Annotated in this window: 22 protein-coding genes and 2 tRNA genes; 20 read left to right on the top strand and 4 right to left on the bottom strand. The window is 66.4% G+C overall.

All coding sequences use genetic code 11. The annotated features are described in order from the left end of the window. Positions 1 to 74 precede the first annotated feature (74 nt). The 9 genes from ACWIX6_RS16860 (at position 75) to ACWIX6_RS16820 (ending at position 12740) form a co-directional block, all read left to right on the top strand. Entirely contained in the window at positions 75 to 2174 is a 2100-nt protein-coding gene (locus tag ACWIX6_RS16860) for a P-loop ATPase, Sll1717 family (RefSeq protein ID WP_448613586.1), read from the top strand. Between the two features lie 1624 nt (positions 2175 to 3798). After that, entirely contained in the window at positions 3799 to 4428 is a 630-nt protein-coding gene (locus ACWIX6_RS16855; RefSeq protein ID WP_448613585.1) for a gamma-glutamyl-gamma-aminobutyrate hydrolase family protein, read from the top strand. Continuing rightward, positions 4353 to 5204: a phosphocholine cytidylyltransferase family protein gene (locus ACWIX6_RS16850; protein ID WP_448613584.1), complete on the top strand. Its 852-nt coding sequence runs from the start codon at positions 4353 to 4355 to the stop codon at positions 5202 to 5204. The genes ACWIX6_RS16855 and ACWIX6_RS16850 overlap by 76 nt, the downstream gene beginning before the upstream one ends. Next, positions 5201 to 7525, top strand: a complete 2325-nt coding sequence (locus ACWIX6_RS16845) for a PEP/pyruvate-binding domain-containing protein (RefSeq protein ID WP_448613583.1) — start codon at positions 5201 to 5203, stop codon at positions 7523 to 7525. Before ACWIX6_RS16850 ends, ACWIX6_RS16845 begins: the two co-directional genes overlap by 4 nt. Positions 7526 to 7603: 78 nt before the next feature. Beyond that, complete coding sequence (locus ACWIX6_RS16840) at positions 7604 to 8332, top strand: MBL fold metallo-hydrolase (RefSeq protein WP_448617005.1); 729 nt, start codon at positions 7604 to 7606, stop codon at positions 8330 to 8332. Then, on the top strand, positions 8319 to 9635 hold the full coding sequence (locus ACWIX6_RS16835) for a hypothetical protein (RefSeq protein ID WP_448613582.1): 1317 nt from the start codon (positions 8319 to 8321) through the stop codon (positions 9633 to 9635). Before ACWIX6_RS16840 ends, ACWIX6_RS16835 begins: the two co-directional genes overlap by 14 nt. A 22-nt stretch (positions 9636 to 9657) precedes the next feature. Then, positions 9658 to 10362: a hypothetical protein gene (locus ACWIX6_RS16830; RefSeq protein ID WP_448613581.1), complete on the top strand. Its 705-nt coding sequence runs from the start codon at positions 9658 to 9660 to the stop codon at positions 10360 to 10362. A 1883-nt stretch (positions 10363 to 12245) separates the two neighbouring features. After that, entirely contained in the window at positions 12246 to 12545 is a 300-nt protein-coding gene (locus ACWIX6_RS16825) for a hypothetical protein (RefSeq protein ID WP_448613580.1), read from the top strand. Between the two features lie 12 nt (positions 12546 to 12557). Continuing rightward, positions 12558 to 12740, top strand: coding sequence for a hypothetical protein (locus ACWIX6_RS16820; protein ID WP_448613579.1), 183 nt, complete (start codon positions 12558 to 12560; stop codon positions 12738 to 12740). Between the two features lie 194 nt (positions 12741 to 12934). On the opposite strand, the gene ACWIX6_RS16815 is transcribed toward ACWIX6_RS16820, so the two are convergent. Next, positions 12935 to 13008: transfer RNA gene (locus ACWIX6_RS16815), tRNA-Gly, on the bottom strand. 86 nt (positions 13009 to 13094) lie between these two features. Between ACWIX6_RS16815 and ACWIX6_RS16810 the strand changes: the two genes are divergently transcribed. The 7 genes from ACWIX6_RS16810 (at position 13095) to ACWIX6_RS16780 (ending at position 19086) form a co-directional block, all read left to right on the top strand. After that, positions 13095 to 13168: transfer RNA gene (locus ACWIX6_RS16810), tRNA-Pro, on the top strand. Between the two features lie 104 nt (positions 13169 to 13272). Beyond that, positions 13273 to 14781: a trigger factor gene (gene tig / locus ACWIX6_RS16805; protein ID WP_448613578.1), complete on the top strand. Its 1509-nt coding sequence runs from the start codon at positions 13273 to 13275 to the stop codon at positions 14779 to 14781. A gap of 281 nt (positions 14782 to 15062) precedes the next feature. Further along, positions 15063 to 15713 (top strand): ATP-dependent Clp protease proteolytic subunit, encoded by a 651-nt coding sequence (locus ACWIX6_RS16800; protein ID WP_448613577.1) that lies wholly within the window; start codon positions 15063 to 15065, stop codon positions 15711 to 15713. A gap of 2 nt (positions 15714 to 15715) precedes the next feature. Next, on the top strand, positions 15716 to 16348 hold the full coding sequence (locus ACWIX6_RS16795) for an ATP-dependent Clp protease proteolytic subunit (protein ID WP_448613576.1): 633 nt from the start codon (positions 15716 to 15718) through the stop codon (positions 16346 to 16348). A gap of 357 nt (positions 16349 to 16705) precedes the next feature. Beyond that, a complete protein-coding gene (gene clpX / locus ACWIX6_RS16790) occupies positions 16706 to 17980 on the top strand; it encodes an ATP-dependent Clp protease ATP-binding subunit ClpX (RefSeq protein ID WP_448613575.1) in 1275 nt (424 codons plus the stop codon). Between the two features lie 188 nt (positions 17981 to 18168). After that, a complete protein-coding gene (locus ACWIX6_RS16785) occupies positions 18169 to 18585 on the top strand; it encodes a hypothetical protein (RefSeq protein ID WP_448613574.1) in 417 nt (138 codons plus the stop codon). A 15-nt stretch (positions 18586 to 18600) separates the two neighbouring features. Beyond that, complete coding sequence (locus ACWIX6_RS16780) at positions 18601 to 19086, top strand: endonuclease domain-containing protein (protein WP_448613573.1); 486 nt, start codon at positions 18601 to 18603, stop codon at positions 19084 to 19086. 57 nt (positions 19087 to 19143) lie between these two features. Here the strand turns inward: ACWIX6_RS16780 and valS are convergent, their stop codons facing one another. Continuing rightward, positions 19144 to 21741 carry a valine--tRNA ligase gene (gene valS, locus ACWIX6_RS16775; RefSeq protein WP_448613572.1) on the bottom strand — a complete coding sequence of 866 codons (2598 nt, stop codon included), beginning with the start codon at positions 21739 to 21741 and terminating at the stop codon, positions 19144 to 19146. A gap of 19 nt (positions 21742 to 21760) precedes the next feature. Here valS and ACWIX6_RS16770 point away from each other — a divergent pair, with 19 nt between their 5' ends. Further along, on the top strand, positions 21761 to 23179 hold the full coding sequence (locus tag ACWIX6_RS16770; RefSeq protein WP_448613571.1) for a bifunctional folylpolyglutamate synthase/dihydrofolate synthase: 1419 nt from the start codon (positions 21761 to 21763) through the stop codon (positions 23177 to 23179). Continuing rightward, positions 23176 to 23574: a DUF4233 domain-containing protein gene (locus ACWIX6_RS16765; RefSeq protein ID WP_448613570.1), complete on the top strand. Its 399-nt coding sequence runs from the start codon at positions 23176 to 23178 to the stop codon at positions 23572 to 23574. The genes ACWIX6_RS16770 and ACWIX6_RS16765 overlap by 4 nt, the downstream gene beginning before the upstream one ends. A 2-nt stretch (positions 23575 to 23576) precedes the next feature. Here ACWIX6_RS16765 and ACWIX6_RS16760 read toward each other — a convergent pair whose 3' ends face one another. Together ACWIX6_RS16760 and ACWIX6_RS16755 are read right to left on the bottom strand one after the other, a co-directional pair. After that, positions 23577 to 24101, bottom strand: coding sequence for a Clp protease N-terminal domain-containing protein (locus ACWIX6_RS16760; protein WP_448613569.1), 525 nt, complete (start codon positions 24099 to 24101; stop codon positions 23577 to 23579). A gap of 1 nt (position 24102) precedes the next feature. Further along, complete coding sequence (locus ACWIX6_RS16755; RefSeq protein ID WP_448613568.1) at positions 24103 to 24327, bottom strand: helix-turn-helix domain-containing protein; 225 nt, start codon at positions 24325 to 24327, stop codon at positions 24103 to 24105. A gap of 75 nt (positions 24328 to 24402) precedes the next feature. On the opposite strand from ACWIX6_RS16755, the gene ndk reads away from it, so the two are divergent. Both ndk and ACWIX6_RS16745 read left to right on the top strand, forming a co-directional pair. Next, positions 24403 to 24822 carry a nucleoside-diphosphate kinase gene (gene ndk, locus ACWIX6_RS16750; protein WP_448613567.1) on the top strand — a complete coding sequence of 140 codons (420 nt, stop codon included), beginning with the start codon at positions 24403 to 24405 and terminating at the stop codon, positions 24820 to 24822. A 91-nt stretch (positions 24823 to 24913) separates the two neighbouring features. After that, positions 24914 to 25873: an ABC transporter ATP-binding protein gene (locus ACWIX6_RS16745; RefSeq protein WP_448613566.1), complete on the top strand. Its 960-nt coding sequence runs from the start codon at positions 24914 to 24916 to the stop codon at positions 25871 to 25873. Position 25874: the final 1 nt, after the last annotated feature.

Below are 25874 nucleotides of genomic sequence, written 5' to 3'. Positions count from 1 at the left end.
CGTACGCCTGACGGTCCGGTCTGGACGCGGGGACCACGTCCGGTCGTGACATCAGCGAACACCGGGGGAAGATCTTGCCGAAGAAGCGACCACAAGGCCGGCCGTCACCTCAGCCCAGTGGACCGGCCGCGGCTCAGCAGCCGCCCTTGCCCAAGGGAGGTGTTGCGCGGCTCAACCTAGGTCAGTCCTTCGCTGAATACGACCCAGCACTCAACGACCCCTGGACATATGTTCATACGCCAGCATTTGCCGCCGCTACGGATGTCAGTAGCGGGAAGTACTTCTTCGTCGGAAGGCGAGGAACGGGCAAGACAGCACTTCGCAGGTACTGCTCTGAGAGTGGGCAGCGAACGAGGGTAATCGTTCCCGAGATATTCTCGCCCGACTCAACTATCCTGAACCTAGACCTGCTACGTAACTCCACAAAGCGACCCTTCCGGAGCCTCGTCTCCGCCTTCCGGCGATCCATCCAAGTCGAAATCCTAAACATGTGGTCCGCGGATCATCCGGGTCACGTGGGAATGGACTCGCTCACCGCTTCTGAGCTGGCCGACTTTGGAGAGCTCGATTTCGACTCTCGATCGCTTCAACTTATCGCAAGAATCAGCAGGCCACTGGTGCGAGGTGACGAGGAGGCCTGGCTACAGGAAAACAAGATTGCGAAGCGCTTAGCGGAGTCGATGTGTCGTCTCCAAAGCGACCGGAGCGGCTCGACTTACACCCTCATTGTTGACAGTATCGACGACTATTGGGAGGGTACCGATCAATCCTTGGTTTATCTGACTGCATTCATGCACGCATGCCTGGAGACAAGCTCGCAAATACCCTGGGCCCGGTGCTTGCTCTTTGTGCGCGAGAACATATTCGAGCGTGTTCGCGCGGGCGACTCGGAATCGAGTCGACTCGAAACGTCAGTCGTCGGCATGGAATGGACGAATGCGCAACTACAAGAGCTGATCGAGCGACGTCTTAATCGACCCTTCAATACAAAATTGGCATTGGATGGATCGACGTGGAACGCGTGGTTCGAGCGCCCCGACGAAGCGCGGTCGACACTGTTCCTATATTGCCAGCGGCGCCCTAGGGATGTGCTGATCTACACCAGCCATGCTATCGAGTCGGCCCAAGCCTCCAAGCATAACAAGATTCTCATCCAAGATGTCCAGGGCGCACGCAGGCGGTTCAGCGATAACCGCCTGAAGGACCTGGGCGATGAGTATGCTGAGAACTATCCGCAAATTGCCCTGGTCCTGAACCGGTTCTACGGGCTGGGGACGAAGTTCACCGTCTCCGGAATTGAATCCTTCCTTCACAGTATTCGCACGGACGCGACGATCACGCGAGCTTGTGGGGATTGGATTTTCGAGTACGGGGATTCCGTGGAGGCGTTCGTACGACTGCTCTATAACATCGGCTTCGTGGGAATTGGCAGGGCCGGCGACCCGCCGAAGTTCCGTGCGATCGGCCCTCAGGACACCTCACCGCCTCCGGTTACAGATAGTTCAGACATGGTCATACACCGCTGTTACTGGGACGCATTAGACCTGCAAGACGTGCTGGTCAGGAATCTGCCTGAGAATCATGTCTTCGGCCGAAAGGGACTCATCAGCGACCTGCCAGGGGGGATCGACCCGGTCACCTATCTGGAGAGGTTGGAAGAACTTGCGGACCAGTTGAGAGACCTGCCCCACGGACTAGAGAATGCGGAGTCCTTCGAGAGAATCGTAGGCGAGGTCATTCGCCTGTGCTTCTTCCGGGCTCTCGAAAACGTTGAGCACCGGGTCCGCGACGTTGATGGCAGGGTCATTCGCGACTGGGTTGCCTCCAACCGGGCGCAGGGTGGGTTCTGGGAACTCATACGGATGCGCTACGACGCTGTTCAGGTCATCTGGGAATGTAAAAACTATGCGGAGTTGAGGGCGGACGACTTCCACCAGGCAAGTTACTACCTTAACGAGGCTGGCGGCCGATTCGTTATCGTAGCTTATCGAGGGAGAGAGTTGACCGGCGCGCACTATCAGCACATCCGGCGAATCTTATCCGACCGTCGAGGTCTCGTTCTACCTTTAAGTGATCGGGATCTGCTCACATTCATCCGCCAGGCGAAAAATGGGAAGCTAAAAGAAGACCACATCCGGGACCGCTACGACTCGGTTGTCCGAAAGGTGGGCTGAGCGGACGCCCACCCAGGCCGGGTCCCCCCGCCGGCGCTGGGGCGATCGGCGGCGAATCCACCTTGGCTACTCGCTGTGGCCAGTGGTGGGCACGGGTAGCACACAGGCGAGGCGATGCAGCGCCGTTCAGGCGAGCTCTGTGGGCAACGTTGTCGGTGGCATCCGACGAACCGGCTCCCGCCTATGCATCCGCTGCTCGACTGTCCCTAAGGCCGCCTTCAGAACACCCTGCCCTATCAATACGCACATCGTCCGCTCAGATCGCGCCGACCGTTGACTCGCAGTGGCCAGGGTCAAGGTGAACCGGAGCACTGCAGGAGGACGGCGGCGAGGCTCGCGGGTATGACTTCTCAATCGGCGCATCATTGCGACCTCGACGGCAGTGCGCGCGATCAACCGATGACGGTCCGGCAGGCTTGGGAGCACGACGGCGCGACCGCTCCGAGATCGCGGACGAGACCCCCTCGCACATAGGGGTCGGTCGAATGACAAGACTCGGCGCCGGCGCGGCGACGAACCGGCCGACCACGCGATCGCCGGTTCCGTTCTGGGCTGACCACCCAAACACACGCGCTCGTCGTCGGCCACGGCCTCCCACTGGTTACGCCGTGACATCCGGTCAGGCAGGCGACTCACCGACTCTGCCGCTCCTGCTGGTTGAGCTACGTGTTTCTCTCATCGGCCACGGCCGGCCACGCACCACAGGCGCTGTGTGGGGCAACCACCGGTGACCGAGGAGGTGGCTAGCAGGTGAAGGACGCGGGCCCGCGTGCGATCGCCGGTGGGCGACCCGGCCGGGTGATCACGCAGTGTGGGTCCGCATCTAAGTAGATTGCGGCGCGGGCTTGGACCACCTCGAGACCGTCCTCCCCGCCGGCTTCGACGAAATCCCGGGCGAGATCACGGGCGGCACGTGGTAGGTGCTTTTCCCGGTGTCGAGCATGTGGCCTGGAGCCGCTGCCGCCATCGGGGCGTGGACGTCGTCCCCTGCCGCGGACCGGGGAGCACCACAACCTGAGCGCGGCGATGGAGGACGTCTTGGTCGATGTGCTCCTGCTTTGTCACCGCGACATCGTCGCCCGTAGGCCTCGTCCGGAACTGCCATTCAGAGGACGCCGGGCGAGCGAAGGTGGCGTCGGGCACGTCGAAGTCTTCCAGATGAGCAGCGTAAGAACTCCCATCCTCGGGAGACCTCGGCCCCAACCCGGTACCGCCACACCGCGGCCCGCTACACCCTCGACTGCGATGAGCCAGTTGTCAGCCCGTGTTGTCATTGCGTCCCCGACTTCGCCAAGGACGGAATCGACGGCGGCCCTCGACCTGTCAGCCGATTGGGGCCGAGGTGGCTGCAGGTCTCGAGCGTCTCGGTGGCGCTGGCGTGGCCCAGCCGGGCCTGCCCGTCTTCAACCACTCGCCCTGACGAATGAGCAGGCTTGCGTCGAGGTGCAGGAGGGCGTGGAACATCACCGCGTTGAGACCGTTCGGGCGCCTGGCTAGGTCCGGCGCCGCGGGCGGCGAAGATTAGACGCTCCCTGCCCATGTCCTCTAGCGGCCGTTGTCGGGACCTGCCATCCTGTGGCGAGGGCCAGCACACGAGGCGGCTCCACCCTCCTGCTGGCCGGAGATGCGGATGCTCGTCGGATTGACTCAACGCATAACAGTAGACGCCCGCCGGAATGAGGTCCGCGATGCGTTGGACCACCGATGGGGCCTTGTTGCCAAGGCGCTGGCATGGCATCCGATCCCACTTTTTAGCCCCGTATCCGACCCTAAGGTTTACCTAGACACCCTCAATCTCGACATGTTGATACTTACGGGCGGCGAGACGCCCACTTCACCCGCCGGCCCGGGAGCATCCCTTCGGGCCTACGACGTTAGGGACCACTTCGAAAGACGCGCGATTTACTGGGCCATCCAGCGGGCCGTGCCGATAGTGGGGATCTGTCGAGGACTTCAAGTCCTTGCACTGCACTTCGGTGGATCCCTGAGGGTGATTGAGGGCCACGTCGCAAAAAATCATGATGTGCAGTGGGACGGAGTGTCGAGAGTCCATAACGTAACGTGTTTTCATGAATGGGGCATCGCGACGCTACCCGACCGTCTCACGCCGACAGCAATTGCGTGCGACGGTAGCGTTGAGGCGTTCAGGCATCGGCATCTGCCCATACAGGCCGTCATGTGGCACCCCGAGCGCCGGGAACACCTGAGTCCAGCGGACCTGAATTGGTTGCGCGAGGTCGGACGTTTACGGTGAGGGCTCTCATCCTGTCAGCGGGCCGAGGTTCGAGACTCGGTCACGAGCTGCCGAAGGCGCTAATCGAGTTGGGAGGCCGGTCATTACTTGACTGGCAGATATCAGCTTTAAACGGGAGGGCCACTGAAGTCGGCGTCGTAGTCGGATACAAAGCCAGCCTGTTTCGACGCTACGCTCGTGATCATGAGCTTTTCCTCGACGATGGGTACGAAGACACAGGAATAGTGGGTAGTCTCATGAAGGCGGCCGCCTGGATGGCAGGCGAGCAAGACTTGTTGATCTGTTATGGTGACATCCTGTACGGCCATATCGTGATAGACCGGCTACTCGGCGCAGAACGCACCAACATCACGATGCCCGCTAATGTGGACTACCGCGCCCTCTGGTCGGCTCGTTTTGCCGACCCGCTATCCGATCTAGAAACATTGAAAGTGAACGACCACGGGCGCATCACGGAGATCGGACGCAAGCCCCGAAGCTACGGTGAAATCCAGGGTCAGTTTATGGGCATCCTTCTAGTCCCTGCCCCACTGCAGACCCACATTCTTGACGAATGGCGCCTTATCACGGGCTCTCCACACCTATCTACTACCGAATTCCTTGATCACCTGATTAATCGAGGATGGGCGATAGTTGCGGTTCCAACTCCAGGGGAATGGCTTGAGATCGATACGGCCGATGACTATCATTTGTACGAACGATGGCTCCGACGGAGATCTACGCCCGAACTGGAGTCCTTACTGACACTAGCGCGGACGGGGGGCGTCAGCGGATGAAGGCGACGGTGTCTCCCAGACCAAAGGGCGGCAACTTATCACTATTGGCCCGGCGATCCACCGATTACGTCATCCCCACCTTCATTGCAATTGAGTGGCGCGAGTGGCGTCGGTTACGCGATTCAATACTAGAAACAGTGCTCAGTCGTCTCGAGCCGTCCACTGTGGTTGCAGTCCGGTCGAACTCGGACGACGAGGATGCCAGTACGTCAACGAACGCTGGGCGGTACAAGACGATCCTGAATGTCTTACTGGCACGTGATCCTGTCGCACAAGCGATTGACGAGGTTATGGCCGACATACGCCTCAAGACAGGCCGCGAAAGCGCGGCCGGCGTGATAGTCCAAGCCATGGTCACAAATGGAACGATGAGCGGTGTCGTCTCTACGGTGGACACTCGCACGGGAGCTCCGTATCTCGTGTTTGATTACATAAGGTCCGCCGATACTGCCGCTGTCACCTCAGGCATAGTGGCGACCTCTCGTCTGTATGTCCGACGAGCCATCAAGTCGAGCTTCATCCCCAGTGACGTGCGAAACATATGTCGGGCGGTCGAGCGAATCGGGAAGGACCTCGGCGGTGAGCCCGTGCAAGTCGAGTTTACCCTCGACGCTAAAGGGACGCTGTATGTGTTGCAGGGTCGTCACCTTTCCGCGCACAACGCCGCTTCTCCATCCGAAAACCGTACATCCCTCGCTACAGCAGTTAGGACTGTCCGCCGACTTCTCCGGTCGGGAACTCTGCTAAGCGACACAGCGGACTGGAACCCCGCTGAAATGATCGGAGAGGAACCGCACGAACTAGCGTACTCACTATATCGCACCTTCTTGACAAGGAATACCTGGCGTCGAGCCAGATCGGAACTCGGCTATTACACCCCTCCGATAGCCGACCTAATGTACCGCATCGGCGCCCGCCCCATGATCGACATTCGATCCAGCCTGGAGTCCCTGACGCCGGCAGGAGCGACTGAGTCGCTCCGCAACGCGATCGTCCTCCGCGGACTCGAGCTAGTGCGAGAGGATGTAACTCGCCACAAATGGGTCGAGTTTGAGGCGTCCACGCCCTCGGCCAGCCTAGACACACCTAATCACGTCGCCAGACTGTACTCCGACGCCATCTCGTCCGACGGGCGCAGGGAGCTCGTCGAACGCCTTCGGACGCTGACGAAAGCGCTGATTGAGGACCACTCGTCCCCATCGTCGACGCAGTCACTGCATTCAAGCCTCGATCAGCACTTAGCGCGTCTGAACGAACTCCCGTCAGCACGTCGTGTGACTACCAGCGTGCGGGCGGGTCGCCCCCTGGCCCTAGCCTTCGCGCTCGCGGCTCGGCACGCCTTCGTCGCTGAGCAGTTTATCCGCGATCTACTCATGTTTGACATACTGACCCAGGAGCGCGTGGCACTGCTGCGACAATCAATCACCACGGTTGCTACTGAGATGACAATCGACGCCTCTAGGGTCAGAGGCGGTCAGCTTGACGAGTCGGACTTCTTATCTACTTGGGGGCATCTGCGTCCAGGCACCTACGATATTCGGAGCCTCACTTATCGCGATCGGGATCTGACATCATTATTCGACGCGTCACACCCGGCCGAGCCGAACGCCTTTCAGTTCACCGGAACGGAGCGGGAGTCGATCAACCGTGCGTTGCGCCGCGAAGGTCTAACTGTCGAGGTCGAGGCGCTTCACGCCTACATATGTTCGGCGATAAGACTCCGGGAGTACGGGAAACACGTCTACTCAAAGTTCTTGTCCGGGCTAATGGAGGACATCGCAGTGTGGGGCGCGCGACTCAACTTATCTAGAGACGACATGGGCCATTTGTCGCTTGGTCAACTCTCTGCGTTCCAGGGTAAGGAGCGATTGACCGACATCGTGGTCGCCGAAGCGGTACAGCGAGGACGTCGCGGCGATCGCATTCGGCGGCTCACGCGTACCCCTTCAGTCCTGTCCGGGGCTTTAGAATTGTACGTTGTCGCGCCGACTGACGAGCGCCCACATTTTGTTGGTTCTGGCGTCGCAAGGGGACCCGTGCGTTTCATCGGAGAGGGGATAGAGATTGGCAGCGTGGCGGGCGCAGTGATATGCACGGAGCGTGCGGATCCGGGATACGACTGGCTCCTGACCCTGGGAATCGCTGGCATAATCACCCGATTCGGGGGTAGTAATTCACACCTAGCCGTACGCTGCGCGGAGCTCGACATCCCGGCCGCCATCGGTGTGTCCGAGACAACCTTCGAGTCCATGCGGTGTACGTACGAGGTGGAAATAGACTGTAGTGGAGGGGCAATACGTCGCGGTACGCCGATCCGGTGATTCATCTACGGGATGGAGGAGGATTAAGCTGAGGTGGCATCAACACCTAGCATCCTAGCTCTGGGCACGGCGGGATGGATGCCGACAAGTACGTGTGAAACATCGTGCTATCTCGTACGCTCCGGAAATCGCGCAATGATCATCGACGCGGGTACGGGTGTCCGTCGCCTCCTGCAAGAACCGGGGTATCTTGAGGGCGTCGATCTTCTCGAAGTGTATCTGTCGCACTTTCATATCGACCATACAGTCGGACTCTGCTACCTGCCAGGATTGCCCAAAGCCATAAGCGTCCGTATCTGGGGGCCGGGCAAGCTCTGCTATCAGGCCAGTACGGGCGATATTCTCCGCAGCATAGTGGGCCCCCCATTCCTTTCGGTAGATCTTGGAGATACCGGATGGGAAATCAGGGAGCTTCCCGGTGGACCTGCTGATCTGTGCGGCCTCGGCTGTGAGATGCGTGTGCAGACGTTGCATCCCCAGCCGTCCGTAGCGCTGAGGATCGGGGATCTCTTCGCTTACTGTACGGATACGGGCAAGGACGTCGGAAACGCCTCGTTCGCGCGTCACGTTCGCTTGTTGGCACACGAGGGTTGGGCACTGCAGGATGGTGATCCGTATCATTCGTCCGTGAGCGAAGCTGCCGAGATCGCTGCGGTGGCGCAGGTAGGGGAACTCGCCTTGGTGCACCTGCAAGCAGGCGTAAACCGCGAGTCCGCACGGCTTGAGGCAGCGAGACGCTTCGCCGCAACGTCGGTGCCGGTTGATCTAGATCAGCTATTGAGCGGGGGTCGAAGTGGTGATGGATGAATTAGGGTATCTAGAGATCGCTAATCCAGCGTACTGCTACTTCGGCGTGGGGGACCAGCAAAACCTGCGCCCTGAGGTTACGGCCGCACCCTTAACGTCGTCAGACCTCCGCGGTGCGCTGAACTTTCACTTACTCTTCAGCGAACGGCTTTTCCTCGTCGCAGAGGACATGCTGCTGAACGAGCGTTTAATGGCCCTCCTGTTGAATGAGTACCGCGATTGCTTCGAGCTTGGCTTGTTTGTGCCACTTCTGCGCGAAGGTTATGACGACATACGCGACTGCGTTTCGTACCTGTCGGCCGGCGACTTGTACAATCGTGGGGGCAGGGTCCTCTGGGAGCAATCGCTGAACCAGGTCGCCAAGCTCAAGCTGGTACGTGCGACTTTCGACCCAGACAGCGCCTACGATCACTACACGTCGGTCCTGAGAAAGTACATTGGTGTGCCAGGGCTCTTGAGAGGCTTCGGCGTCTCACTAGAGCCGGCGGCTGTGGAGAATGGTATTCAGGCTGTGGCAGCAGATGCCGGCCGTAAGAACTGGCGTCGCTCCGCGGTGTTCAACTTCAGTCGGACGTTGGAGGCTCGAGGACTCACGGCTGATGCCCACCGCCTCCGCGCTCTGTCGTCGGTTCTTTATATGGGTCATTTTGGGGGGCTGCTGAATCAGCCCGTCGCCTTTCCGGACTGGTACACCTCCTACGTGGAGCGATTGTCGTCGACGGATGCCACCGATATTAACTATCTCTTGGGTGCTGAGTCATTGTCTGGGACGGTGGCAACCCTTGATCGCTTACTGCCCCACACTCGGCGCGAAGACATTGCGCAGTTGGGCTTCAGAGACGTTCTCGCCTTACGTCAGACGTCCGAGTTTCACGACTACATTCGGTCTCTCCACTCGGGCGGGCGTGGACTAGTGGCAGCGACGAATGTTCTTTCTTTGCTCGACGGATACCTTCATAGAATTGACGAGTTCTTCGCAGAACGCGTAAGCGGATCCGCCTGGACTCAGCGACCTCGTGCAAGCCGATTGGCCCTCGTCAGAGGCTCTGCGGCGGGGGCTACCGTCCTTGGCTTAGCCGATGTGTTGACAGGGGGAGCCTATACGCCGGGCTCCCTGCCGGACATGACTCTGGCAGGCTCCGCACTGGTCTTGCTCATCCTCGAGAGGGTGCTCGACGGGGCGTACAACGAGAGCGCGAGGGTGTGTCGGCAGTACTGGTCGGAATACTGTTCGGCCGACGGTACTTTCTCTTCACAGGTCACGCGGTTGCGGCAGGCGCAGCTTCCTCCAGAGACTATCTGACCGGATCGCGCTACCATCAGGTATGTCGACAGGCACCGGTGACTCGATCGCTGCCAGGGCACGCGCGAGGTTTGATGGGTTGCGCACAGATGCGCTGCGGTCGTCCTTGGAACCAATGGGCGCCGGCGATGCGCTCGACCCACCCGCAGGCTGGTGTGTGTCGGCCGTATCTCGTCTATCGGTCACAGCGCCGGGCTTAGTAGAACAAGTCATGGGTTTACAGCGTCGGGTCTCGTCCGCGATCGACACGCTGACCTACCCGCCGGAGTCACTGCATATCTCCCTCCTGGGCTGCACTCAGCGTGAGATGACGAAGCAAAACCCCCTGTCCGCGCGGGTCCAACGAATCGCTGACGTTGCCGAACGGGTAGTCAGGGCCGGTGAACCGCAGCATGCAGTGTTGGGTGGCCTGAACCTTATCGGGACTCAGTTCTTCGTCGAGGTTGTGCCGCTTGACGAGGGGTGGGCGCACATGCGTGAGGCGCTCGAATTGGCGATGCGTGCCATAGGAGAGGAGCCGATCTCATTTCCGAACCGAGAGCCGGTGCACCTAAATATTGGTAGACTTATGGGCGTGACGAACGTTAGAGCCATCGCGGATCTGATCCGTGATCCAGAGAATAAGCTTGATTGCCCCGTAGTATTTGGTGTTGTGGAGGTCGTCGTTACCGACTTTCTTCTTACACCGGACGCGCTGTTGCTTGTTCGCAAGATCCGCCTGGATTAAGCCGACCGTGGCGCACGGTAGCTTAGTCGCCGCGATGTCGGCGTTGTACGGCGACTCCATCGTCGAAACGTTGAAGGGCGTCGTTCCTGCGGCCGCGTTTCACGAAGTTCCCAGGCGAGGTGTGCCGCCGCACACAGTAGTATTGTCGCTGTACCCCAATCAGTGCATCGGGGACGCTGATGACGGAAAGTCGGCCCTATCAGCAGCCGTGTCCAGTGTGGCCCATTGGCTGGGCCAGGGGGTAATCACTCATATTTTGCCACCGTACGTCTCTGAGCCGGACGACCACTTCGCGGTCATTGACGATCGACGCATTGACCCATCATTGGGTGGATGGGCGGATCTTCGCCCTAGGGCTCTCCGAATGCTCGACTTGGTTTTGGGTCAGCTGTCTGAGCGCTCCGTGGAGTACCAGCGGTATCTGGCGGACCATCCAAGGTATAAGAAGTTCTTCTACGAGGTGAACAGCGCCTATGACCTTGATGCTGCGCGGAGCTCGAGAGGCATAGCGGATGTTCGGCGTGTCTTCCGAGGCGGCGAAGAACGGCTGGTCTTGCGATCGCACGGCGGCACCCAGGTCGACTTGAATTATGAAGACCAAGCGGTCCTGAGGGATACTCTGCGTCGGTTGCAGGCCCTTTCGCGCCATGCGGACTGGATTCGACTGGATGGCGTTGCGCTTTTGTGGAAGCGCAGCGGGACGAGTTCTATCAATCTCCCGGAAAGTCAGCTGTTGTGTCGGCTATTATCATCTGCTACCCGGGCAGTTCGGCCGGACACCGTCTCGGTTGCGGAGGTCGACGTATGGCCGGGTGTCGGCTCATATGTTACCAGGACGACCGGTCCAGACCTCGTATACAACTACGCGATTCCCCCAGCCATGTGTTCTGCACTCGCACTCGGTAGCGCTCGAGCCCTCGCCGCGGAGATAGATGGTCAAGCTAGGGGTTCGGAACCGTTCAGCCTGTTGCCGGTGGCGACGCACGACGGCATCACGGTTCGGCCATGGCTCCCTGTGCTTACGGCCGTCGAAACCTCACGCTTGGTGATGCGCCTCACGGACAGAGGATTGTCCTTCAGGCAGCGTGACGACGGGATGCTCTATGAAATTCATGCCCTCGTGGGCGACCTTGCATTGTCCGACGACCCTGCTGCAATAAGAGCCGCCAGCCGGCTGGCCAACGGAGTAGTCCTCGCTCTGCGAGGGGTTCCGCTCCTATATGCACCCTCTGTGCTCGGCCTTCGAGCGTCGTATATCGGCTCAGGCATACCCGGAGGTCGGCAGCTTGTTCGTATGCATACCCGGCCTTCGCTCGACTCTAGCTGGGCGAGGGCGGAATCCCTGTATCTTCGCAAGCTGATTCGGACTCGTGCTTCGGTCAGCGCTCTGGGGGCTGACAGTCCAATCCGGCTGCGGTCTTGGGACAAGGGCCTATTGACGTTCACCAGGGGCAACGACGACGTTACCGTGCTCTGTAACTTTTCATCGGAAGATCACGAGTTCACCCTTGACAGGAGGGGGAGGGACTTGCTCACCGGTGAGCCACAGCTAGACGGGCGTCTTCCTGTAGCAGCTCGAGGATTCCGGTGGATCGGTCATTGAGGACGGTCCAATGTCGGACGCGGAGACGTCACGTGTTGTTTAAGCGAGCTGGGGCCCCGGTGTAGGCCGCGCGCCGCAGCGGCGCGGGGCGCGGTGGTGACGGAGTCAGCCCTCCGGCAGGGCGGGTCAAGTCTAGACGTGTGCTGACGTCACATTGACCTGTCGTTGGCGGCGCCTGGCCGTACTAGCTTTTGCTGCCCCGCCCGGGCTCGGTTTCGGCGAGATGAGCAGCCCTATTCGGGATGGCAGTGGGGGAGGGCCTTCGGGTGACGATGTTGCGGTGACGGAGCGAGAGGGCCTTGACGGGGACGTCCTGCATTGCCGCGCTCAAGTTGCGGTGTTGTCCGGCTTGGCTCGGGGCGACGACGTCTCCGACCTCATCGCGGCCGCGGCTCCCAGCTCTGTGCCCGGCTCGTTAACGCCGGACGCCGCCCTGCTCGAGCTCGCCGTCTCGCGGCTGGAGCTCGCCTGCCCGGCCGGCGCCGAGCCATTGAAGTACGAGGGGCTGCGGGAACGCTACCTACCGGAGGTGACGTCCCGCGGCCGCGTCGAGCACCGCAACAGCCAATATGCCCTGTAGGCCGTCGCCTGCATGCGTGGCGGGCTGCAGCCGGATTTGCTCGGCGACGCCGGCTGGTGGCAGACCCCGCTGTGGCAGTACGCCGTCTACGCCGTCGTCATCTACAGCCATGCCGCGGCCGAGCGCCTCATGGTGCCGGCGAATGAGATTGCTCGGCGGATCGCGGCTCGGCACAACCTCGAGCTCACCGCGTGACCAATCTGTGGTCGCGGCACTCGTCGGAGGGACGAACGACGGCTATCACCTGGGCGTATCGAGCCGCCCGGCGTGACCCACTCATGACCCACGCAGTGGAAAATAGGGGTCACAAGGGGGTCAGATCGGGGCTTCAGAGGGTCCTCCAGGACTCCTCCAGTATGCCTGACAGCGGTCTGACCTGCGGAAATGTCTGGAGCGGGTGACCGGGATCGAACCGGCATGGCCAGCTTGGAAGGCTGGGGCTCTACCATTGAGCTACACCCGCGGGGTGCGGGCACATCGTAACCGGTGCCCCCACGCTGCACGCGCCGCCAGCTGGGGGAGCGCAGCCCCTAGACTCGGACCGGGCCACGGGGTGTAGCGCAGCTTGGTAGCGCACCCGCTTTGGGAGCGGGGGGCCGTGGGTTCGAATCCCGCCACCCCGACCGTGCACGACATCCGTCTCCGGTGCCTCCGGGGACGTCTCTAGACTCGTGGGCACCTGACGCCATGGCGTCGTGTCCCAGTACCCCAAGAGGAGCGCTGCGCTGTGAAGAGCACCATCGAGAACCTGGGCCCGACCCGGGTCCGGCTCGCGATCGAGGTGCCGTGGGGCGACCTGGACCACGCCTTCGGTGAGGTCTACAAGGAACTCGGCAAGCAGGTGCGCGTCCCCGGCTTCCGTCCCGGCAAGGTCCCCAATCGGATCCTCGACCAGCGGATCGGCCGGCCCGTCGTCCTCGAGCAGGTCGTCCAGCACGCCGTCCCCGAGGTCTACTCCGAGGCCGTCCGCGAGAACCAGGTCAAGGTGCTGAGCCAGCCCGACGTCGAGGTCACCCGCCTCGACGACGGCGAGGCCCTCGCCTTCACCGCCGAGGTCGACGTCGCCCCCCAGCTCGAGCTGCCGCCGCTGGACGGCCTCTCGGTCACCGTCGAGGACGTCGAGGTCACCGACGAGGAGATCGACCAGCAGGTCGACACCATGCGCGAGCGCTTCGCCATGCTCACCGGCGTCGACCGCCCCGCCGCCGACGGCGACTACGTCTCCATCGACCTCGAGGCCACCCTGGACGGCGAGGTGCTGGAGGACGGCACCACCACCGGCATGTCCTACGAGGTCGGCTCGGGCCAGCTCATGGAGGGCCTCGACGAGGCCGTGCGCGGGCTGTCCGCCGACGAGAGCACCACCTTCTCCACCGCCCTCCTCAACGGCGAGCACGCCGGCGCGATGGCCGACGTCAAGGTCACCGTCCGCTCGGTCAAGGCCAAGGAGCTCCCCGAGCTCGACGACGAGTTCGCCTCCACCGCGAGCGAGTTCGACACCCTCGAGGAGCTGCGCGCCGACGTCCGCACCCGGCTGTCCCGGGTGAAGACGCTGCAGCAAGGCGCGCAGGCCCGCGACAAGCTGGTCGAGCACCTGCTCGAGGTCGTCGAGGTGCCGGTGCCGGAGAAGCTCGTCGAGCGCGAGCTCGAGTGGCGCACCAACTCCATGGAGAACGAGCTCAAGCAGGCCGGCATGGACTGGGACGCGTACTTCACCGCCGCGGGCATCGAGAGCAAGGACGCCTACGAGGCCGAGATGCGCGAGAACGTCGAGAACGCGATCCGCACCCAGTTCGTGCTCGACTCCATCGCCGACGCCCGCGAGGTCACCGTCGACAACGAGGACCTCTCCGCGCAGATCATGGCCCAGGCCCAGCGCAGCCGGATGGCCCCCGAGCAGTACGCACAGCAGCTGCAGCAGCAGGGCAACATCGCCGACTTCGTCGCCGACGTCCGCCGCACCAAGGCGCTGGCCCAGCTGCTGGAGGAGACGACGATCACCGACGCCTCCGGCAACGTCGTCGACCTCGACGCGCTGCGCGGCCAGGGCCCGCAGACGGTCCGCGCCGCCAGCGACCCGGCGGCCCCCGAGGCCGACGCCGAGGTCCCCGAGACCGAGGCCGAGGTGGCCGAGGTCGAGGTCGCGCAGGCCCAGGCCGCCGACGCGCCGGAGGCCACCGCCGACAGCGCCGACGACACCGCCGACGACACCCCGCAGGCCGCCGACAAGGCCTGATCCCCGCGGCACCCGACGCCGTCCGCACCCTGCTGGGTGCGGGCGGCGTCGTCGTTCCGGGACGGCGGGCTGCGCCCACGGCGAACACCGGCCCGGACGGGGAGGAACCGCCCAGGGGTGCGCGTTAGGGTCGACGTGACACCAGGACGACCACCGACGGCACCACCGGCGGGCCGGGCACAGACCGTCCCGCCACAGGCACCGCCGACCGCCCTCGGACCACCGACCCACCCGTTCCACGAGACCGACTGCCCGGCAGTCCTACGGAGGTCACCACACCCGTGAGCACCCCACACCTGATCACGCCGAGCGCGCCGCTGATGCGCGCCGGCGGGTCGATGATGAACCTCGGCGACTCCGTCTACGAGCGCCTGCTGCGCGAGCGGATCATCTTCCTCGGCAGCCAGGTCGACGACCCGATCGCCAACCAGCTCGCGGCGCAGATGCTGCTGCTGTCGGCCGAGGACCCCAAGCGCGACATCCACCTGTACATCAACTCGCCCGGCGGCTCGGTCAGCGCCGGCATGGCGATCTACGACACGATGCAGTTCATCGACTGCGACGTCGCCACCTACGGGATGGGCCTGGCCGCCTCGATGGGCCAGTTCCTGCTCACCGCGGGCACCAAGGGCAAGCGCTACGCCCTGCCGCACGCGCGGATCATGATGCACCAGCCCTCCGCCGGCGTCGGCGGCACCGCGGCCGACATCGCCATCCAGGCCGACCTGTTCCGCCGCACGAAGAAGGAGCTCAACGAGCTCCAGTCGATGCACACCGGTCAGCCGATCGAGCGGATCAACGAGGACTCCGACCGCGACCGCTGGTTCACCGCGCAGGAGGCCCTCGAGTACGGCTTCGTCGACCACGTGGTGACGCGCGCGCAGACCATGACCGAGACCGACAACCCGGTCACCGACGGACCGGAGAAGTGACGATGAGCAACTTCCAGATGCCCTCCAGCCGGTACATCCTGCCCTCCTTCGTGGAGCGCACGAGCTACGGCATGAAGGAGAGCAACCCGTACAACAAGCTCTTCGAGGAGCGGATCATCTTCCTCGGGGTGCAGGTCGACGACGCGTCGGCCAACGACGTCATGGCCCAGCTGATCACGCTGGAGTCCAACGACCCCGACCGCGACATCACGATGTACATCAACAGCCCCGGTGGCTCGTTCACCGCGCTGACGGCCATCTACGACACGATGATGTTCGTCCGTCCCGACATCCAGACCGTCTGCATGGGCCAGGCCGCCTCCGCGGCCGCCGTCCTGCTCGCGGCCGGGACGCCGGGCAAGCGGCTGGCGCTGCCCTACTCCCGGGTGCTGATCCACCAGCCCTCCGGCGAGGCCGGCGGCCAGGTCACCGACCTGGAGATCCACGCCGCGGAGATCGAGCGCGTGCGCACCCTGATGGAGATGATCCTGGCCCGGCACACCGGCCAGACCCAGGAGCAGGTCCGCAAGGACATCGACCGCGACAAGATCCTCACCGCCGAGCAGGCCAAGGAGTACGGGATCGTCGACCAGGTGATCCCGAGCCGGAAGCTCAACGCACTGCCCGCACTCTGAGGAAGGACCCCGTCCTCATCACCCCTCGCAAGCTCGGGGTGAGCCTCTGGACGGGGCCATGGACGTACCGACATCGTGGTACGGGCCGAGGCCGCGCGTGTCGCGCTCTCGGCCCGTACCGTCGGGGAACTCCCAGCTCCCTGGGGCACCTGGGAACGGGGGGACAGCAGCCGCTGACCCGGGTGCGTCACTGCCCGGGAAGGTCGTTGGTGGCCGGTACGGTCGGCAAGCGCCCGATTCCCCCGGTCAGTACCGGCAGGGACGACGGACACCCCCGGCAGGGGTGTCGACAACAGGGCCTGAGGAACACAATCGGGACCGCGACTGCGGTGCCCTTCCGAGGTGGAGGTCAGCCAGGTGGCACGTATCGGTGAGAGCGGCGACCTGCTCAAGTGCTCGTTCTGCGGGAAGAGCCAGAAGCAGGTCAAGAAGCTCATCGCTGGCCCCGGGGTCTACATCTGCGACGAGTGCATCGACCTCTGCAACGAGATCATCGAGGAAGAGCTCTCCGAGTCCTCGGACCTGAAGTTCGACGAGCTCCCGAAGCCCAAGGAGATCCACGACTTCCTCGAGCAGTACGTCATCGGCCAGGAGAAGGCCAAGCGCACGCTCTCGGTCGCGGTCTACAACCACTACAAGCGCATCCAGGCCGGCGGTGAGCGCGGCGGCCGCGACGACAGCGTCGAGCTGGCCAAGTCCAACATCCTGCTGATGGGGCCGACCGGCTGCGGCAAGACGCACCTGGCGCAGACCCTCGCCCGGATGCTGAACGTCCCCTTCGCGATCGCCGACGCCACGGCGCTGACCGAGGCCGGCTACGTCGGCGAGGACGTCGAGAACATCCTGCTCAAGCTGATCCAGGCCGCCGACTACGACGTCAAGCGAGCCGAGACCGGGATCATCTACATCGACGAGGTCGACAAGATCGCCCGCAAGAGCGAGAACCCGTCGATCACCCGCGACGTCTCCGGTGAGGGCGTCCAGCAGGCGCTGCTGAAGATCCTCGAGGGGACGACGGCGTCCGTGCCCCCGCAGGGCGGCCGCAAGCACCCGCACCAGGAGTTCATCCAGATCGACACCACCAACGTGCTGTTCATCGTGGGTGGGGCCTTCGCCGGGCTGGACCAGGTCATCGAGCAGCGGGTCGGCAAGCAGGGCATCGGCTTCGGCGCCGAGGTCCGCGGCAAGGCCGAGATCGAGGAGGCCAACGCCTTCGCCGAGGTCATGCCCGAGGACCTGCTGAAGTTCGGGATGATCCCCGAGTTCATCGGGCGCCTGCCGGTTATCACCAGCGTGCAGAAGCTGGACCGCGAGGCGCTGATCAACATCCTCACCGAGCCCAAGAACGCCCTGGTGCGCCAGTACCGGAAGCTGTTCGAGCTCGACGGCGTGGAGCTGGACTTCACCAGCGACGCGCTGGAGGCCATCGCCGACCAGGCCATCCTCCGGGGCACCGGCGCCCGCGGCCTGCGGGCGATCATGGAGGAGGTCCTCCAGTCGGTCATGTACGACGTCCCGAGCCGCGAGGACGTCGCGACCGTCGTCATCACCCAGGACGTCGTCCTGGAGCGCGTGAACCCGACGATCGTCCCTCGCAAGCCGGCCCGGGCCCCACGCGAGAAGTCCGCGTAAGTGCCACCGCAAAACGGCCCGCTCCCCCCGGGGGGCGGGCCGTTTCGCGTACCGGGGGACCGGCACGGCGTGCGCCGGTGCACAGTCCTCCTGCCCGCAACCGTGCACCAGCGCACGACGCCGTCCGGATGTCCACAGGCGGCAGCGACCCGTCCACGCGCGGGCGCCGCGACCGGCACCCTCGCCGGGTGGTCCGGGACGTCGACGCCGTGGTCGGACCCGACGGCTGGGCCACCACCGCGGAGCTGACCGGCCGGGTCAGCCGGGGAACGCTGCGGGCCTGGGTGGCGAGCGGGCGCCTGGTCCGGCTGCGACCGGGTGTCTACGCGACCCCCGCCTCCGCCGGGCGGTGGCTGCCGCGGGTCGCCGCGGCGCTGGCCGGACGGGACGCGGTCGCCAGCCATGTCACGGCACTGGCGCTCTGGGACCTGGCGCCCGCCGGCGGGCCGGTCCACGTCTGCGTCGAGGGGGAGCGCAGCGGCCGGGGGTCCCCGGGTGTCGTCCTGCACCGGGCGACGGACCTGGACGACGTCCGCCGGCGGCTCCACGGGTTGCCGGTGACCGCCGTGGAGCGGGCCGTCGTCGACACATGGGGGAGCCCGTGAGGCACCTCCCGCCCGATGGTGCGCGCCGCGGCCGTCACCGCCGTCCGGGAACGCCGGTGCCGGGCCAGCGACCTGGCGCACGAGCTGCGACGGCGCCCCTCGCTGGCCGGGCGCGCCGAGCTCCGCGAGCTGGTGCGGCTCCTGGACCAGGGGTGCGAGAGCGAACTGGAGATCTGGGGGTGCAGGCACGTGCTGGAGGCCCCGGGCATGCCGCCGTTCACCCACCAGCACCGGGTCACCGTCGGCGCCCGCCGGTTCGTCCTGGACGCGGCCTGCGAGGAGGTGCTGCTCGCCGTCGAGCTGGACGGCGCCGCGTTCCACGGGTCACGGCGTCAGCGGGAGGCCGACATCGAGCGGGATGCGCTGCTGGCGAGCGCCGGCTGGGTCACCCTGCGGTTCGGCCATGCCCGCCTGACGACGTCGCCCGGGGGCTGCCGGCGGGACATCCGGGCGACGTACCAGGCGCGCCGCGCGATGTTCGGGCTCGGCGTCGTGCGCTGATGCGCGGTTCCGGGCCGGGGAACCCTGCACCAGCGCACGACGCCGGGAGCACGCGGGTCAGTCGGTGGGCCCGGCGAGGACGACGTCCACCCGCAGCGGGCCGTCGCCGGCGACCACGCTGAGCTCGGCGATCCGCCCGGCGTGGGTCAGGTCGACGCGGGCGGCCTCCACCAGCGCGACGGAGGCCTCCGGTGCGGTGACCACCGCGGAGGCGACGTCGGCCCGCATCGACTGCTTCGCCTCGGACTTCGCCTTGCGCACCGCGGCCAGCGCCTCGGCGGCCACCGTCACGACCTCCGGGTCACCGCCGACCGGGAGCTCACCGGCCACCGGCCACGCGGAACGGTGCACGGAGCCGGCCTGCCACCAGGACCAGACCTCCTCGGTGACGAAGGGCAGCACCGGGGCGAACAGCCGCAGCTGCACCGACAGCGCCAGCGCCAGCGCGGCCTGGGCGGAGACCGCGGCGTCGTCCGAGCCGTAGGCGCGGGTCTTCACCAGCTCCACGTAGTCGTCGCAGAACGACCAGAAGAACGTCTCGGCGACCTCGAGGGCGCGGGTGTAGTTGTAGGCGTCCAGCGCCGCCGTCGCCTCGTCCACCACGGTCGCCAGTCGGGTCAGCAGCGCCCGGTCCAGCGGCTCGGTGACGTCCGCGCCGGTCAGCGCCGGGGAGGCGCCGAGGCCCAGCACGAACTTGCCGACGTTGAGGATCTTCATGGCCAGCCGGCGGCCGACCTTCATCTGCGCCTCGTCGAAGGGGCTGTCCGCACCCGGCCGGGCGCCGGCGGCGCGCCAGCGGACGGCGTCGGTCCCGTAGCGCTCCAGGACGTCGATCGGCGTGGTCGCGTTGCCCTTGGACTTCGACATCTTCTTGCGGTCGGGGTCGACCACGAACCCGGAGATCGTCGCGTGCGACCACGGCACCTGCCCGTGCTCGAAGTGCGAGCGGACCACTGTGGAGAACAACCAGGTCCGGATGATGTCGTGCGCCTGGGGACGCAGGTCCATCGGGAAGACGTGCGCGAACAGCTCGGGGTCGGTGTCCCAGCCCGACGCCACCTGCGGGGACAGCGACGACGTCGCCCAGGTGTCCATCACGTCCGGGTCGGCCATGAACCCGCCGGGCTTGCCGCGCTGGTCCTCGGTGTAGCCGTCGGGGACGTCGGAGGACGGGTCCACCGGCAGCGCCGACTCCGGCGCCAGCAGCGGCTGGTCGTGGACGGGCTGGCCCTCGTCGTCCAGGGTGTACCAGACCGGGAACGGGACGCCGAAGAACCGCTGGCGGCTGATCAGCCAGTCGCCGTTGAGGCCCTCGACCCAGTTCTCGTAGCGGTGCCGCATGTGCTCGGGCACCCACTGGATCTCCCGGCCGCGGGCCAGCAGGGCGTCGCGCAGCGAGGCGTCCCGGCCGCCGTTGCGGATGTACCACTGCCGGGTGGTGACGATCTCGAGCGGGCGGTCGCCCTTCTCGTAGAACTTCACCGGGTGGCTGATCTGCTTCGGCTCGCCCTCCAGGTCGCCGGACTCGCGCAGCAGCTCGACCATCCGCTGCTGGGCGCTGAACGACGTCTTCCCGGCCAGCTCGGCGTAGGGCCCGGCGGGGACGCCGGGCGGCGGGTCGGCGACGAACCGGCCGTCCCAGCCGATGACGGCGCGGGTCGGCAGCTGCAGCTCTCGCCACCAGGTGACGTCGTTGAGGTCGCCGAAGGTGCAGATCATCGCGATGCCCGAGCCCTTGTCCGGCTCGGCGAGGCGGTGCGCCACGACCGGCACCTCGACGCCGAACACCGGCGTGGTGACGGTCTTCCCGAACAGCGGCTGGTAGCGGGCGTCGTCCGGGTGCGCGACCAGCGCCACGCAGGCAGGCAGCAGCTCGGGACGGGTGGTCTCGATGTGCACCGGGCCCTCGGGGCCGGCGCCCTGCACCCTGTGGAACGCGATCCGGTGGTAGGCGCCGGGCCGCTCCCGGTCCTCCAGCTCGGCCTGGGCGACGGCGGTGCGGAAGGTGATGTCCCAGAGGGTCGGGGCCTCCTGCGCATAGGCCTCTCCGCGCGCCAGGTTGTGCAGGAACATCCGCTGGGCAGTGGCCCGGGAGGTCTCCGAGATCGTCCGGTAGACGTTGTCCCAGTCGACCGACAGCCCGACCCGGCGCCACAGCTCCTCGAAGGCGCGCTCGTCCTCCTCGGTCAGCCGCATGCACAGCTCGACGAAGTTGCGCCGGGAGACCGGCTGCTGGTCCTTGCCCGGCTTCTCCGGCGGCTCGAAGCCCTCGTCGTAGGGCAGCGAGGGGTCGCAGCGCACGCCGTAGAAGTTCTGCACCCGGCGCTCGGTCGGCAGGCCGTTGTCGTCCCAGCCCATCGGGTAGAAGACGTGCCGGCCGCGCATCCGCTGGAAGCGGGCGACGAAGTCGGTGTGGGTGTAGCTGAACACGTGGCCCACGTGCAGTGACCCGCTGGCCGTGGGCGGCGGGGTGTCGATCGAGTAGGTCTGCTCGCGGGGGGCCTGCAGCGCGGCGGCGCGGTCGAAGGCGTAGGTGTCGTCGGCGGCCCAGCGCGCGACCCACTTGTCCTCGAGACCGTCCAGCGAGGGCTTCTCGGGTACACCGCCGGCCGGTCCCGGGGCAGTGCTGTCCGGGGCAGAGGTGTCGGCGACCATGACTGGCATCCTAGGAGCGGTGAGCACCTCCCTCTCCCACGGGCAGACCGGCGGGGGCCCCGAGCTGGACCGGGTCGAGCGGGCGCTCCTCGCGCGGTGGCCCGAGAACCGCCTGGAACCGTCGCTGACCCGGATCGCCGCGCTGGTCGACCTGCTGGGCTCTCCGCAGCGTGCGTTCCCCGTCGTCCAAGTCACCGGCACCAACGGCAAGACGACGACCGCGCGGATGATCGACGAGCTGCTGCGCGGCTTCGGGCTGCGGGTCGGCCGGTTCACCAGCCCGCACCTGGTCACCATGCGCGAGCGGATCGTGCTGGACGGCGAGCCGATCAGCGCCGAGCGGTTCGTCGAGGTCTACGACGACATCGCCCCCTACGTGGCCATGGTGGACGCCGGCAGCGACGTCCCGATGTCCTTCTTCGAGGTGGTCGTGGCCATGGGCTACGCCGCGTTCGCCGACGCCCCGGTCGACGTCGCCGTGGTCGAGGTCGGCATGGGCGGCACCTGGGACGCCACCAACGTCGCCGACGCGCGCATCGCCGTCGTCACGCCGGTCGCCCTCGACCACGCCGAGTACCTCGGCCCTGACGTGGCGACCATCGCCACCGAGAAGGCCGGGATCATCAAGCCCAGCAGCGGGGACGACGTGCAGCCCGACGGCCGGCCGGACGGCGGGGTCGTGGCTGTGCTCGCCCACCAGCCCGCCGGCGCGCAGGAGGCCCTGGTCCGCCGGGCCGTGGAGGTGGACGCCACGGTCGCCCGGGAGGGCACCGAGTTCGGCGTCCTGGAGCGGCGGGGCGCGGTCGGCGGCCAGCAGGTGCGGCTGCAGGGCCTGGGCGGGGAGTACCCGGAGGTGTACCTGCCGCTGTTCGGCGCCCACCAGGCGCAGAACGCCGCCGTCGCGCTGGCCGCGGTGGAGGCCTTCCTGGGTGCCGGGGCCGGCAGCGGCCCGATCGACCCGGACGTCGTCCGGGCGGCGTTCGGCGCCGTCCGCTCACCGGGCCGGCTGGAGCGGGTGCGCAGCTCGCCGTCCGTGCTGGTCGACGCCGCCCACAACCCGGCCGGCATGGAGGTCACGGTGGCGGCGATCCGGGAGTCCTTCGACTTCACCCGGCTGGTGGGCGTCGTCGGCTGCGTCCGCGGCAAGGACGTCGGCGGGATGCTGACCGTGCTCGAGGGGCTGTGCGCGGAGCTGGTGGTCACCCAGAACAGCTCGGACCGGGCGATGTCGGCCGACGAGCTCGGTGCGCTGGCCGTCGACGTCTTCGGTGCCGACCGGGTCAGCGTGCACCCGAAGCTGACCGAGGCCCTGGAGTCGGCGATCGAGCTGGCCGAGGCCGGTCCGGACGACGCGCTGGGCGGGTCCGGTGTGCTGGTGACCGGCAGCGTGATCACCGCGGGGGAGGCCCGGGCCCTGCTGTCCGGCGGCGCGTCATGACGGCGCCGGACCCGGTGCGGGCCGGCCGGGCCCTTGGCGGTGCGGCCGCGGCGATCCTGCTGCTGGAGGGCATCGCCGTCCTGTTCGTGCCCCGGGCCATCGCGCAGTTCGGCCCCGGCCTCACCGGCGGCCGGCTGACCTTCCTGCTGGTCCTGGCCGTGCTGCTGATCCTGGCCAGCGGGCTGCAGCGCAAGCCGCGCGGCCTGCTCATCGGCACAGTGCTGCAGGTGCCGCTGCTGCTGACCGGGCTGCTCGGCTCGGCGATGTGGATCGTCGGCGGCGCGTTCGTGCTCATCTGGCTCTACCTGCTGCAGGTCCGCAAGGAGCTGCTCGGCTCGCCGTTCGGCACGCCGCCGGCGGCGCCGGGGACACCGCCGGCCGCGACCGCGGACTGACCTCAGGCCGCGTGCGCCGCCTGCTCCCGCAGCACCTCGGGGTCGGTGCCCAGCTGCTGCAGTACCCGGGTGACCACCGGGTCGCCCACGGCGAGCACCCCGACGAGGATGCAGCCGCTGTCGATGGTGCGTTCCCGGCGGCGGCTCCGCCGGGTCAGGACGTGCCGGAGCGCCTCCTCCAGCGACTTCTTGCTGCCGGCGGCGAAGCGCAGGCGACCGGAGGGCTCCCCCGGGGCCAGGGCGCCCGGACCGAACGCCTCCTCGGCCGCCGCCCGCACCTGTGCGAGGTCGACGCCGAAGGCCGCCAGCGCGTCGGCGTCCAGTCCGTCGTCCCCGCCGGCAGCCGCCGTCCGCAGCTGCTCGTGGTCGATGCCGGCAGACCGCAGGGCCTCCCCGCCGCGGCCGGCGCCCGCGGAGACCGCCAGCAGCAGGTGCACCGGGGCGACCTCCTCGGCCCGCAGCGCGCGGGCCTCTTCCTGGGCGGCCACGACGACCTCTCGTGCCTCCTGGGTGAACCGTTCGAACACCTCAGCCGTCCTTCCTGCCGCGGGCGTGCTTCTTGTGGGCGGCCTGCCGGGTGACGCCGAGCGCCTCGGCGATCTGCTGCCAGGACCAGCCGCGGGAGCGGGCGTTGGCCACCTGGAGCGCCTCCAGGCGGTCGGCCAGCTCGCGCAGCGCCCGGATGGCCCGCAGCCCGGTCGCCGGGTCGTCAGCCGCCGCCGCGGTGGTGACGTCGGGAGTGGTGGTGGGCATGCGTCAACCGTCATTGACAAGTGCCCTGCTGTCAACCCTGATTGACATGGCTCTGGCGTGTCGTACGCTCCGCCCGTGTCTGCACCCACCGCTGAACGCTCGCTCGTCCTCGTCAAGCCCGACGGCGTGGCCCGTGGCCTGGCCGGTCAGGTCGTCGCCCGGTTGGAGGCCAAGGGCCTGCGCCTGGTCGCCGCCGAGCTCCGCACGCTGACCACCGAGGTCGCCGAGGAGCACTACGCGGAGCACCGCGAGCGTCCGTTCTTCGGCTCGCTCGTCGAGTTCATCACCAGCGCCCCGCTGCTCGCCCTGGTCGTCGAGGGCCCCCGGGCGATCGAGGCGTTCCGCGCGCTGGCCGGCGCCACCGACCCGGTCAAGGCCGCCCCCGGCACCATCCGCGGCGACTTCGCGCTGGAGGTGCAGTCCAACATCGTGCACGGCTCGGACTCCCCGGAGTCCGCCGCCCGCGAGATCGCGCTCTTCTTCCCCCAGCTCTAAAAGGACCCCGTCCTCCCCACCCCTCGCCCGCTCGGGGCGGTGCCCTGGACGGGGCCATGACCGTGTCGGTGCCCGTCGTTACGGTGCACCGGTGGACATCGACGGGGCGCTGATCCGGGCGCGGGGGCTGGTGAAGCGCTTCGGCGGGTCCACCGCCGTCGACGGCATCGACGTCGACGTGGCGCCGGGGGAGGCGTTCGGCTTCCTCGGTCCCAACGGGGCGGGCAAGAGCTCGACCATGCGCATGATCGGCGCGGTGTCGCCGCCAACCGCCGGTGAGCTGCGGGTGCTCGGCCTTGACCCTGCCGTCGACGGGCCGCGGATCCGGGCCCGGCTGGGCGTCGTCCCGCAGACCGACAACCTCGACCTCGAGCTCACCGTCGCGGAGAACCTCTACGTCTACGGCCGCTACTTCGGGCTGCCCAAGGCGACGATCCGGGCGCGGGCCGCCGAGCTGCTGGACTTCGTGCAGCTGACCGACCGGGCCGGTGACCGGGTGGAGCCGCTGTCGGGGGGCATGAAGCGCCGGCTCACCATCGCCCGCGCACTGGTCAACGAGCCCGAGGTCGTGCTGCTCGACGAGCCCACCACCGGCCTGGACCCGCAGGCCCGGCACGTGCTCTGGGAGCGGCTGTACCGGCTCCGGCAGCGCGGCGTCACCCTCGTGCTGACCACGCACTACATGGACGAGGCCGAGCAGCTCTGCGACCGGCTCGTCGTCATGGACAAGGGGCGGATCGTCGCCGAGGGGTCCCCTGCGGCGCTGATCCGGCAGTACTCGACCCGCGAGGTCTGCGAGCTGCGCTTCCCCGTGCTCGACGGCCAGCCCGGGCCCGAGCGGTACGTCGCCGCCCTGGCGCCGGTGCTGGAGCGGGGCGCCGCCCAGCGGGTCGAGCCGCTGCCAGACCGGCTGCTGCTCTACACCGACGACGGCGACGCCGCGCTGGCCGCCGTCACCGCCGCCGGCCTGCACCCCGTGTCGAGCCTGGTGCGGCGCAGCTCGCTGGAGGACGTCTTCCTGCGGCTCACCGGCCGGACGCTGGTCGACTGAC

The organism is Modestobacter sp. URMC 112 (genome assembly GCF_053502575.1).
This window is presented reverse-complemented; position numbering and strand designations above follow the sequence as displayed.

Excerpts from the sequence above, each read along its gene's own strand:
- ACWIX6_RS16795 (WP_448613576.1), top strand. The coding sequence starts at position 15,716 with ATGAGCAACTTCCAGATGCCCTCCAGCCGGTACATCCTGCCCTCCTTC.
- ACWIX6_RS16755 (WP_448613568.1), bottom strand. The coding sequence starts at position 24,327 with ATGCCCACCACCACTCCCGACGTCACCACCGCGGCGGCGGCTGACGAC.
- ACWIX6_RS16840 (WP_448617005.1), top strand. The coding sequence starts at position 7,604 with ATGCCGACAAGTACGTGTGAAACATCGTGCTATCTCGTACGCTCCGGA.
- ACWIX6_RS16855 (WP_448613585.1), top strand. The coding sequence starts at position 3,799 with ATGCGGATGCTCGTCGGATTGACTCAACGCATAACAGTAGACGCCCGC.
- valS (WP_448613572.1), bottom strand. The coding sequence starts at position 21,741 with ATGGTCGCCGACACCTCTGCCCCGGACAGCACTGCCCCGGGACCGGCC.
- ACWIX6_RS16830 (WP_448613581.1), top strand. The coding sequence starts at position 9,658 with ATGTCGACAGGCACCGGTGACTCGATCGCTGCCAGGGCACGCGCGAGG.
- ACWIX6_RS16765 (WP_448613570.1), top strand. The coding sequence starts at position 23,176 with ATGACGGCGCCGGACCCGGTGCGGGCCGGCCGGGCCCTTGGCGGTGCG.
- ACWIX6_RS16820 (WP_448613579.1), top strand. The coding sequence starts at position 12,558 with ATGCGTGGCGGGCTGCAGCCGGATTTGCTCGGCGACGCCGGCTGGTGG.
- ACWIX6_RS16845 (WP_448613583.1), top strand. The coding sequence starts at position 5,201 with ATGAAGGCGACGGTGTCTCCCAGACCAAAGGGCGGCAACTTATCACTA.
- ACWIX6_RS16780 (WP_448613573.1), top strand. The coding sequence starts at position 18,601 with ATGGTGCGCGCCGCGGCCGTCACCGCCGTCCGGGAACGCCGGTGCCGG.